Raw genomic sequence first — 11,187 nt, forward strand, 5'->3', positions numbered from 1 at the left:
ATATTATAAACACTTTTTTATTTTATTTTTATAGAATTATCAATTATTACTGATAAATTAACAATAATAATATAAAATAATTAAGAAAACCTCTTGAATTCCGAATTATTTTTTATTATACTATTTATAACAGTTTAATAAAAAATACAAATAAAATAACAATGGAGGAATAAAATGAGCGAAAATACCGCTTTACTAACCGAAGAACCTATTGTCGATAATGTCAAAAATTTAGTCGAAGAATGGGAAGATGTCGAAGGAAATCTTATAATGATTTTTCACGGCATTCAAAAACATTATGGGTATGTTCCCAGAAATGTTGCAAAGTATGTATCGGAAGAAATAAATGTTCCGCTTACGAGAATATATGAAATATTAACTTTCTATAATTATTTCACTATGGAACCGCCTGCAGACAATCATATATCCGTTTGTATGGGAACGGCATGTTATTTAAATGGAGCGAAAGATTTGATTGACGAGGTAAAATCCAAACTCAAATTAAAAGGAAACGAACAGTATTCTGAAGACAGAAAATACAAATTGGAAGAAGTTCGATGCATAGGTTGTTGCGGTTTATCTCCCGTTATCACTTTCAACGGAGAAGTCAAGGGAAGAGTGAAACCAGAAGATATGTCAAAACTCATAGACGACAACAACAATAAAGAATAAATTAACGGGAGAAAATTTTTATGGTAGAAAAATTAGACAGAAAAAAATTAGAAGAGCATAGAATAAGAACGGAAAAAGAAATAGAAATAAGAAAAGGAATAGAAACCGCCGAAGACAACAGATATCATATTTTAGTTTGCGGTGGAACTGCATGCGAATCGAATAAAAGCGAAGAGATAGTTCGATTATTAAAAGAGCATGCCGAAAAAAACGGAATCGGCGATAAAGTGCTGGTTATAAAAACGGGATGTTTCGGTTTTTGCAGTCAAGGTCCCGTAGTCAAAATAATCCCTGGCAGAGTTTTCTATACTCATGTTCAGCCCGAAAACGCCAAAGAGATAATAGAACAACATATAATGCAGGGAAAACTCGTCCTAAAAATATTATATAAAGAACAGAGAGAACATAGAGATTTTACTAAAGAGATTAATTTTTACGGAAAACAAAAAAGAATAGTCCTAAAAAACTGCGGTATGATAGACCCTGAAAATATTGACGAGTATATAGGAAACGATGGATATAAAGCCCTTTCAAAAGTATTGTTCGATATGAAACCGAAAGATGTCATTAAAGAATTGGAAATATCAGGACTCAGAGGAAGAGGCGGAGCGGGATTTCCTACTTGGAAAAAATGGAGTTTCGCCGAAGGAATCGAAGCAAAACAAAAATATATAGTATGCAATGCGGATGAAGGAGACCCTGGCGCTTATATGGACAGAAGTATTCTTGAAGGCGACCCTCATGCCGTAATAGAAGCGATGGCGATAGGCGGATACGCGATAGGAGCGAGCAAAGGCTATATGTATATTCGAGCGGAATACGGACTTGCGGTTGAAAGAGTGAAAATAGCTTTGAAACAGGCTTACGATTACGGATTATTAGGAAAAAATATTTTAGGAAGTAATTTTTCTTTCGATTTGGATATAAGACTCGGAGCGGGCGCTTTCGTATGCGGAGAAGAAACGGCGCTTTTGGCGTCAATAGAAGGAAGCAGAGGAACTCCGAGACCGCGTCCTCCTTTCCCAGTCGTAAAAGGATTATTCGGATGTCCTACGGTTATAAATAATGTGGAAACTTTTGCAAATATTACCGCTATAATAAATAACGGCGGAGAATGGTTTGCCTCTATCGGAACGGAAAATTCAAAAGGAACAAAAGTATTCGCTTTGACGGGAAATGTTAATGTATCGGGTTTGGTTGAAGTCCCTATGGGAACTACGATTAGAGAGATAATTTACGATATAGGCGGCGGCGTTCCTAACGATAAATTTGCAAAAGGCGTTCAAACGGGCGGACCTTCGGGCGGAATATTGCCAGAAGAATTATTCGGAACTCATATAGATTTTGATAATTTGGTTCAATTAGGCTCAATGATGGGTTCGGGCGGTATGATAGTTATAGACGAAGATAGAAATATGGTAGATTTTGCCAAATTCTATTTAGGTTTTTGCGTTGACGAAAGCTGCGGTAAATGTGTTCCTTGCAGAATTGGTGGCATGCAAATGTTAAGATTGCTCGAAAAGTTTACAAAACGAAGAGCGAAAGAAGAAGATATAGAAAAATTAAAAGAAATAGCTTTGACTATGAAAACCGCTTCTTTATGCGCGCTCGGAACTACGGCTGCAAATCCCGTTTTATCGACTTTGAAACATTTTGAAAACGAATATAAATCGGGAATATTTGTTAGAAATACTAATTAAAAGTTAGTAAAAATTTAATTAAAATGAAGGATAAAATTATGATAAAAATAAAAATAAACGGTAGAAATTTGGAAGTTGAAGAAAATATTACGATATTAAAAGCGGCAAAAAAAATAGGAATAAAAATTCCGACTCTATGCTATCATCCCGATATTCCTCCGACTTCGGCTTGCGGTATTTGTATGGTTAAACTTGCAAATATGGGAAATAAATATGTGCGCGCCTGTTCGATGCTTGTCGAAGAAGGAATGGACATTATAACTCATGACGCCGAAATAAATAAGGTGCGAAAGGGAGTATTGGAACTCGTCCTATCCGCTCATCCTAACGACTGTTTGAATTGTATAAGAAACGGAAATTGCGAACTTCAAACTGCTGCGGCGGATTTCGGAGTTAGAAATTCAAAATTTGAAAATATAAAACAGAATCATCCGAGAGACGAAACGGCGGGAAGTATAGTTCTTAATCCTGAAAAATGTATAAAATGCGGAAGATGTGTCGTGGTTTGCCAAGAAATGCAAAGGGTTCATGCATTGGGATTCGTAAATAGAGGTTTCGACACTTATTTTGCTCCAGTCGGAGTTTCGCTTAAGGATTCTACCTGCGTTGACTGTGGACAATGTGCGTCTCACTGTCCAGTCGCTGCAATATACGAAAAAGTCGACACTAAAGAAGTGATGGACGCTTTGGATAACCCGGATATTTATGTTACGGTTCAAATGGCGCCTTCGGTTAGAGTCGCTTTGGGAGAATATTTCGGACTTAAAGCGGGAGATAATATAACGGGAAAAATATACGCCGCTATGCGTTCATTGGGTTTCAATGCGATATTCGATACAAATTTCGGAGCGGATATGACAATAGTAGAAGAAGCGAACGAATTTGTCAAAAGATTTACCGAAAGCAACGGAACTGCGGTAATGACGACTTCATGCTGTCCCGCTTGGGTAAAATATATAGAAGAATATTATCCAGATTTGCTCGATAATGTTTCAACTTCAAAATCTCCTCATATGATGCTCGCCCCTATGATTAAAACATATTACGCGGAAAAAATGAAATTGAATCCAGAGAAAATATACAGCGTTTCCGTAATGCCTTGCACGGCTAAAAAGAACGAAATAAGAAAAAACGACACGATGAAATCGAGCGGTTATAACGATGTCGATGTGGTTATAACTACAAGAGAGTTTGCAAGAATGATAAAACATTACGGAATCGATATAGCGGGAATACAGGAAGAGGAAGCGGACAATATACTCGGAGAATACAGCGGAGCGGGAACTATATTCGGAGCTACAGGCGGAGTTATGGAAGCGGCTTTAAGAACGGCTTATAATATCATCTCGGGAACTAATCTTGAAAATGTGGAATTTAACGATGTTCGAGGTTTGAATAATGTTAAAAAAGCGACAGTAAAGATTTTGGATAACGATGTAAAAATAGCGGTTGTAAACGGACTTCATAATGTCGACCCCGTTATGCAAGAAATAAGAGAGGCAAAAGAAAAAGGCGAAAATCCTCCTTATAATTTTGTGGAAGTTATGGCATGTCCCGGCGGATGCGTGGGCGGAGGCGGACAGCCTTACGGAACTACAAACGAAGTAAGAGTAGACAGAGCTAAAGGTTTATACTCGGAAGATAAAAATACGGTTAAGCATAGATGTTCGCATGATAACGAGCATATAAAAATACTTTATAACGATTTCTTGGGAGAACCTTTGGGAGAAAAACCGCATCATTATTTGCATACCGAATATAAAAAAGCGGATAAATATACAAAATAAAAAATATAAAGTAGAAAGTAAAAACGGAGTTATAATAAATATAGCTCCGTTTTTTAATTAAAAAATTATTAGAAGAAACATTTTAAACTTTTTGCAGCTTTCTTTTATCTTTCGTAAATATCTGAATCAAAACTAAAATAGTTATAATCGATAATCCCGCGACATCCGTAATCCATCCAGGGTCTATCATTAATAAGCCCGCAATTATAAAAAATATTCTTTCAATCCAAAGGCATTTTCTGAAAACATATCCTTCCAAACCAGAAGCGACTCCGAACATGCCGATAATGGAAGTTATAATTATCTGGCATGTTAAAAGAACTCTTATAAAGGTGTAATTGAGTTCAATTCCAAACATGCCCCTAACAGATGTTATAATTGTCTGTATTTCTCCAGTCAAAGCAGAGTCTATCATAAGAATCTCGGGATTGAATATAAATATATAAGGAATTATAAAAGCTCCTATTGCCAATTTGCTCGCTTCGAGTCCCGTTTTGAAAGGGTCCGATTTCGCTATAGCCGCTCCCGCCATCGCAGCCAAAGCCACGGGAGGAGTGACATCCGCTATTATGCCGAAATAAAATACGAACATATGCGCCGCCAATGGCTCAAACCCCAAATGTATTATCGCGCTTGCGGCTATTGTGGAAGTTATCAAATAATTTGCTGTAGTTGGAACTCCCATGCCGAGTATTATCGAACTTATCATAGTAAGAACTAAAAGTAGAATGGAAATTCCTCCCGATATTGAAACCAGTCCCGCTCCGACTTTCAAGCCCAATCCCGTAAGAGTTATTACTCCAATAACTATGCCCGCCATCGCGCATGCAATTGCAACGCTTATTATATTTCTTGCCGCATTGCAAAATACATCGATTATATCGTTTATTCCAAAGCCGATTTTTCTTTTATTAACAATATCTATAATATCATTTATTATCGCAACGACAGCCGCAGATATTATTCCCATTAATCCCGCGTATATAGCCGTTTTTCCGAGAGCGAAAAATACTATAATAGTTAAAAGCGGAATAACCAAATAGCCTCTTTTAAGTAATAGTTCGCCAAATTTTGGAAGAGATTCTTTAGATAAACCTTTAAGTCCCGTTTTTTTTGCTTCGAGATGAACCATTATAAATATTCCCGTAAAATATAAAATTGCGGGAATTATAGCCGCTTTAGCCACTTCCATATAAGGAATTCCCAAACTATCAGCCATTAAAAAACTTGCCGCTCCCATTATAGGAGGCATAATCTGTCCGCCCGTAGAAGCCGAAGCCTCGACCGCGCCCGCAAATTCTGAACGATAACCGAGAGATTTCATCATAGGAATTGTAAAACTTCCCGTGCCAACGGTATTTGAAACCGAACTTCCCGAAACCGTTCCAAACATTGCGCTCGTTAGAACCGCGACTTTTGCGGGACCTCCGTCAAAACCTCCAGCTATAGCGTTGCAAATATCTATAAAAAACTGTCCTATTCCCGTTTTATCAAGCAAAGCCCCGAAAAATATAAATAAAAATATAAATGTTGCCGAAGCTCCAATCGGCGTTCCCATTATTCCTTCCGTATTATAAAATAAATGAGAAACGAGTCTTTGATAAGAATATCCTCTATGATTCAAAAATCCCGGAGCGTAAGAACCGAATAAAGCGTATATTATAAATATTAAAGAAATTATTAAAATTGGAAGTCCCACTATTCTTCTGCAGGCTTCGAATAATATCAATATTCCTATTATTCCTATAAAAATATCTAAAGTCGTATATATTCCCGCTCTTCTAACTAGAGAATCAAAATTAATTACGATATAACTCCAAGTAGCCGCTCCGACTATGGCAAGTATAATATCGTAGAACGGAAGTTTATCTTTCGGCATATCTTTTTTCATTGGAAATAGCAAATAAGCCAAAAGAATCACAAAAGCCAAATGTGTCGCTCTTAAAACTTGAGCGGTTATTCTGCCCGAAAGTATGGAATATAATTGAAATAAACAAAATATTGTAGATATTGCTATGATTAAATATTTTTTCCAATCTTTATATCTTCTGTATCTCGATTCGCTGTCATATTTGCTCATATAATCGTCTATTTCTTCGGCGGTTAAAATGTGAATATGATGATTTTCTTTACTCATTGTGCCTCCATTTTATTTAGTTTATTTATAATTAATTTAATATATTCAAATAAAGATAAAATTTTATATTCTATCTTTAAGCTGCTTTGCGGTTTAAATATTTTTTTTAATTCTATTTTCTCTCCGTCAATTTCTATTATATGATTTGCGATAGTTCCCACAAATAAATATAAATTGTCTATTTTTTTATTTATATCGTTTATTTCCATATAATCGTCCGTCCTTATAAAATTTTGCGTTTCTTCAGGTTCTGGTATTCCCGCTCCGTAAGAGACAAATCGGGTTTTTGAGAGAATAATATTTTTATCTTTAATAATATAATAATCTCTAACCAATCCCTTATTGACGGAATGAGTATATGAAATCACAAACTCTTTATTTTTTATATTAAAAACTTTTTTGTTTATAAGCAGTTTAGGAAATATTGGCTTAAATAAGATAATTATTAATAAGATAACGGCGGTTAATCGTATAATAGTTTTTTTTATCTTTTTACTATAATTACTATACATACAATTAACCGACTTATAAATTATCTATTTATTGCACATGATATCCTAATTCTTCATAATATTTTACCGCGCCAGGATGAAAAGGAATTGAAACTCCTCTAGGAGCGTCTTTAATATCAAGTTCGTTTCCTTTAGCATGAGCAAGCGATAAATCCGACTGCTTGTCAAATAGAGTTTTTATCATGTTATAAACTTCTTCTTCTGGAATATTGTTATTAACGGCAATAGTCGCTTTAACGGCTACGGCTTTAGTGTCGGTATTTACTCCATTGTAAGTGCCTGCTGGTATATCAACTTCGGTATAATATTTATATTGAGAGGTAAGCTCTCTGATTTGCGTATTTCCTACGGGAACTAAAACTATATCGGTTGATAAAGATAATTCCTGTAAAGCCGCGTTAGGAACTCCCGCGACTATAAAACAAGCGTCCAAAGTTCCGTTTTGAAGTCCATCGCTCGATTCTTTAAATGAAAGGCTCGATTTTCTAATATCGTCAAATGTCAAACCGTAAGCTTCCAATATTTGTTTTGCGTTAAATTCCACTCCGCTTCCCGCGTCTCCAACCGAAACTCTCTTTCCTTTAAAATCGGCTATACTTCTTATTCCGCTCGATTTTGTTGCCGCTATTTGAACGAATTCGGGATATAAAGTAAGTATTGCCGAAAAATTGCTTAAAATTTCACCCTCGAACATATCCGTTCCGTTATAAGCGTAATCCATGACATCGTTTTGAACGAAAGCCAAATCCGCTTCGCCTCTGTTTATCAATCTTAAATTTTCCGCAGAAGCGCCCGTAGATTGAGCCGTTACATTCATGCCTTCGATATTATTATTCCATAGATTCGCTATTACTCCTCCGAAAGAATAATAAGTTCCGCTCGTTCCTCCCGTTGCAAATACATAATTTTTATTTGCGCTTTTGGAACATCCTATTACGATTAAAAATAATGAAGCCGAAATAATTATTAGCTTTTTCATAGTTAAGTCTCCTTTACTTAAATTAGTTATTTTTAATATTTATTAAATATAATACATTTTATAGGTTTTAAAGTCAATATTACTATTTATGATAATAAAATAAATAAAAAAGCGTATCTCTATTAAAATTTAAATATAAAATTAAAAATAGAGATACGCTCGTAGACTAATTTAATCAATCAATTTAAGCTTTTGCAAGAGATTCGCCTAACTCCACGCATTGATTAAGCCCGTTGTCATCGGGAGTAAGATTGACGATTAAACCGTCTTTAACCAAAGAAGCGCCCGCCGAAGAAACATCCTCCTGCCAAATTCTCATCCATTCTCCGTCTCCCCAATCGTAAGAACCGAATAAAGCTAATTTTTTGCCCGAAAGTTTACTTTTGATGGAATCGTAAAAAGGCTGGAATTCCGATTCTTCTAAAACCTCCGCGCCCATAGCGGGACATCCTAAAGCAAGTTTTGAATAATCGTCCACATTTCCAGAAAAACTTGAAACCGAAAATAATTCGGCACTTGCCCCAGAATTTTCAATCCCTTTTTGCACGCTTTTTGCCATAGCTTCGGTATTACCCGTGCCGCTCCAATAAATTATAGCAATTTTATCGCTCATTTTTATCCTCCAAGATATTTAATTTATTTTTTAGTTAATGTGATTTAACAAATTACTATAGCTTTCTATTATCTCTAAAATATTTTTTCCTTCCAAAAAAGTATTTGTGTAGAATAGTCTGCATCGATTGTAGCTGTCGAAAGTTTTTATGGCGTCATTTTTATTATGATAAACTTTCCAATAACCAGAATATAAACAGTTTTTACCGTAATTATTTATAAAACCGCAAATATCGATTAAAGGATAGCCCAAAAATATTCCTATTTCATGCGGAAAACTTTTATAATTTTTCATTTTCTCGCTTAAAATTTGAATATTCTTATACATATTATGCGAATTATATCCGCAGTCGCATAAAAACTTTGAAACCTCTTCGCTTTCGATATAGTTTTTTAATTTTTCTTTATTATAAACATACACGATAACTTTGGAATCATAATCTTTCAAAACGAATAAATTGATTCCTCTTTTGCCGAGCAGTTTATTATAAAAAACTATTTTCTCGCATAATTCTTTTTTAGAATCATAATGATATGTAAAGATATTCGCTATCTTTATTCCCGCCAAAGTAGGCGCTGAATGATTTATTAGTAATTCATCAAACATATTAACCTCTTTTTTGTTAGTTAATTCTAACATATATTGTTAAAAATGTCAATAATTTTGTTAAAATAATCTAACTTTTATTTTATAAAATTAGAATAAAAAATTAAATTTTTTTATTAAATTTTTTATTTAAAATATTCGATAATATAAGTATAATTGTTAATTTTGGAGGCTTAACTATGGAAATTTCAATTAATTCTATTCATTCCAATACGATGTTTCCTTTAAGCAGACATGTATATAGCGCGGGACTTAATGTTTACAATTCTTCTCAATCTGCAGGAAAAATCGCAAGTATGGTTTCGGTGCAAGGCTCATCAGTTGCCGTAAATTATAATATCGGTGGCAAATTGAATGTTTACGCTTGATTAAATTTTTATTAATCGAGTATAAATAAAATCAAAGTAAACCATCGCTATTAGGATTAGGCATTTCAAAAAAGCTAAAATGAAATCCTATTTGAACTCCCAAATCGATTGAAGATAATCTTTGTTTGTCGGGTTCTACTCCTCTCACTCTAACTTTTGGGAAATCATAATTAAAATAAAAACTCAAACTATTTCCGCTTCCCATATAAATATTATCGTATCTCAAACCTATAGTAAATTTTATATAAGGAATGTATAAATCGTCAAATTTATTTTTTAATCTTCCGTAATTTAAAAGCTCTATTATATTTTCGTATCTGAAACTTCCGCCGAGCGGGACTTTGATTCCTCCGCCAAATCCAACCGTGAAACAATAAAATAATCCTTCGACATAAGCTCCGATATTCATGCTGTCAAATACATTTATCTCTTTTCTATTATTTTGAAAATTTTTGAATGCAAAAGCGTCTCTATAATATCCGAAATCGAAACCTAAAGATATTAAATAAAGTCTGTTTTTATTTAGCATAAAACTATATCCAAATTGCAATAAAGCCCCGCCTTCAAAAGCGGATTTTGACTCGTAATTATCTCTGGATGCGCTTCCGCCGTTTTTCTCTATTTTATAATCTGGCAAACTTCCAACAAGCGGAATCGACAATCCGAAACTTGGAAATCCGATTTGAGAATATAGATTAACCGCAGATAATATTAATAAAGCAAATAAAATAATTATTCTTTTCATTTGAAAATCCTTTTTGTATTTTAGATTATATTTTTTAATTTATAATTTATTTTAACTACAAAGTCAATATATAATTTCAAAAATATTTAATTTATATATTTTGACAAATTAAAATATTCTGTTATAATAACCTTATGAAGAATAATGAAAACAACATTGTAGTTAAGAAATTGAACGATTACTTTATCCGCTATTTTTTCGGGTTGGAAGGAGACGAAGATTTATTATTAAGCTTTATAAATGCAGTAATGATTGATTCAAATTTTGCAACTTTTGTATCTGTAGAAATTATTAATCCGTTTAATTTATCGGAAAAAGCAAATAATAAAGAAAGTATCGTAGATTTGAAAGCCGTAACTGAAGACGGAACTATCGTAATAATAGAAATTCAAACTTATTCCACAAAAAATTTTTTTGAAAGAACGCTTTATTATTGGAGTAAAAATTATTCAAGCGTTTTGAAAAAAGGCGATGATTATCCAGAATTGAAGCCTGTAATTAGTATTAATTTGATTGACGATATTTTATTTGACAAGACCGATAGCCGAATGCATACTTGCTATTTATTAAAAGAAAAAAATAGTAATAAAATTTTGACGGACCATATCCAATTACATTATGTAGAAATTCCTAAATTCGATAAAAACGCTGATATTAAGAAAGAATTAAAAAATTGGATTTTATTTTTAAAATCAAACAAGGAGGAAGACATGTCTCAATTATTAAAAGAAGACACGATTTTTGAAAAAGCAATGAAGAAGTATAATTATTTTACAGACAACAAAGATTTACTCAACGAATATGACAAACGAGAGGCTTATTTATTTTATCAATCGAGCTTAATGCGAGGCTCAAGAAAAGATGGCTTTGAAGAAGGAATAAAAGAGGGAGTAGAAAAAGGTAAACTTGAAGGCTTAAAAGAAGGAATAATAGAAGGAATGGAAAAAGGAATAAAAGAACGCAATTATTCTATAGCCAAAGGTATGAAAAAAGACGGCGCGGACATTAACCTAATCTCAAAATACACAGGCTTACCCATTGAAGAAATAGAAAAACTTTAATCTATAA

At 33.7% G+C, this 11,187-nt stretch carries 11 protein-coding genes; 5 read left to right on the forward strand and 6 right to left on the reverse strand.

Annotated elements, in window-relative coordinates:
* Nucleotides 1–174: 174 nt before the first annotated feature.
* From ACR0QS_RS06920 to ACR0QS_RS06930, 3 genes are read left to right on the forward strand one after another with little or no spacing between them, the layout of a single operon-like run.
* Complete coding sequence (locus ACR0QS_RS06920; RefSeq protein WP_432632710.1) at nt 175–672, forward strand: NAD(P)H-dependent oxidoreductase subunit E; 498 nt, start codon at nt 175–177, stop codon at nt 670–672.
* 20 nt (nt 673–692) lie between these two features.
* Nucleotides 693–2,372 (forward strand): NADH-ubiquinone oxidoreductase-F iron-sulfur binding region domain-containing protein, encoded by a 1,680-nt coding sequence (locus ACR0QS_RS06925; protein ID WP_432632711.1) that lies wholly within the window; start codon nt 693–695, stop codon nt 2,370–2,372.
* 38 nt (nt 2,373–2,410) lie between these two features.
* Entirely contained in the window at nt 2,411–4,159 is a 1,749-nt protein-coding gene (locus ACR0QS_RS06930) for an NADH-dependent [FeFe] hydrogenase, group A6 (RefSeq protein ID WP_432632712.1), read from the forward strand.
* An 82-nt stretch (nt 4,160–4,241) separates the two neighbouring features.
* Here ACR0QS_RS06930 and ACR0QS_RS06935 read toward each other — a convergent pair whose 3' ends face one another.
* From ACR0QS_RS06935 to ACR0QS_RS06955, 5 genes are all read right to left on the reverse strand, one after another.
* Nucleotides 4,242–6,296, reverse strand: coding sequence for a TRAP transporter permease (locus ACR0QS_RS06935; RefSeq protein ID WP_432632713.1), 2,055 nt, complete (start codon nt 6,294–6,296; stop codon nt 4,242–4,244).
* Nucleotides 6,293–6,808: a DUF1850 domain-containing protein gene (locus ACR0QS_RS06940; RefSeq protein WP_432632714.1), complete on the reverse strand. Its 516-nt coding sequence runs from the start codon at nt 6,806–6,808 to the stop codon at nt 6,293–6,295. Before ACR0QS_RS06940 ends, ACR0QS_RS06935 begins: the two co-directional genes overlap by 4 nt.
* Nucleotides 6,809–6,836: 28 nt before the next feature.
* Complete coding sequence (locus ACR0QS_RS06945) at nt 6,837–7,787, reverse strand: TAXI family TRAP transporter solute-binding subunit (RefSeq protein ID WP_432632715.1); 951 nt, start codon at nt 7,785–7,787, stop codon at nt 6,837–6,839.
* Between the two features lie 184 nt (nt 7,788–7,971).
* The gene (locus ACR0QS_RS06950; RefSeq protein WP_432632716.1) at nt 7,972–8,400 is read right to left on the reverse strand and encodes a flavodoxin; all 429 of its coding nucleotides are present in this window, start codon (nt 8,398–8,400) and stop codon (nt 7,972–7,974) included.
* A 30-nt stretch (nt 8,401–8,430) separates the two neighbouring features.
* Entirely contained in the window at nt 8,431–9,006 is a 576-nt protein-coding gene (locus ACR0QS_RS06955; protein ID WP_432632717.1) for a DUF3793 family protein, read from the reverse strand.
* A gap of 179 nt (nt 9,007–9,185) precedes the next feature.
* Between ACR0QS_RS06955 and ACR0QS_RS06960 the strand changes: the two genes are divergently transcribed.
* A complete protein-coding gene (locus tag ACR0QS_RS06960; protein ID WP_432632718.1) occupies nt 9,186–9,374 on the forward strand; it encodes a hypothetical protein in 189 nt (62 codons plus the stop codon).
* Nucleotides 9,375–9,405: 31 nt separating this feature from the next.
* On the opposite strand, the gene ACR0QS_RS06965 is transcribed toward ACR0QS_RS06960, so the two are convergent.
* On the reverse strand, nt 9,406–10,119 hold the full coding sequence (locus ACR0QS_RS06965) for a hypothetical protein (protein WP_432632719.1): 714 nt from the start codon (nt 10,117–10,119) through the stop codon (nt 9,406–9,408).
* Between the two features lie 134 nt (nt 10,120–10,253).
* Here ACR0QS_RS06965 and ACR0QS_RS06970 point away from each other — a divergent pair, with 134 nt between their 5' ends.
* Nucleotides 10,254–11,180 carry an Rpn family recombination-promoting nuclease/putative transposase gene (locus tag ACR0QS_RS06970; RefSeq protein ID WP_432632720.1) on the forward strand — a complete coding sequence of 309 codons (927 nt, stop codon included), beginning with the start codon at nt 10,254–10,256 and terminating at the stop codon, nt 11,178–11,180.
* Nucleotides 11,181–11,187 lie beyond the last annotated feature (7 nt).

This window comes from Brachyspira sp., from assembly GCF_050873525.1.
Taxonomy (GTDB): Bacteria; Spirochaetota; Brachyspiria; order Brachyspirales; family Brachyspiraceae; genus Brachyspira.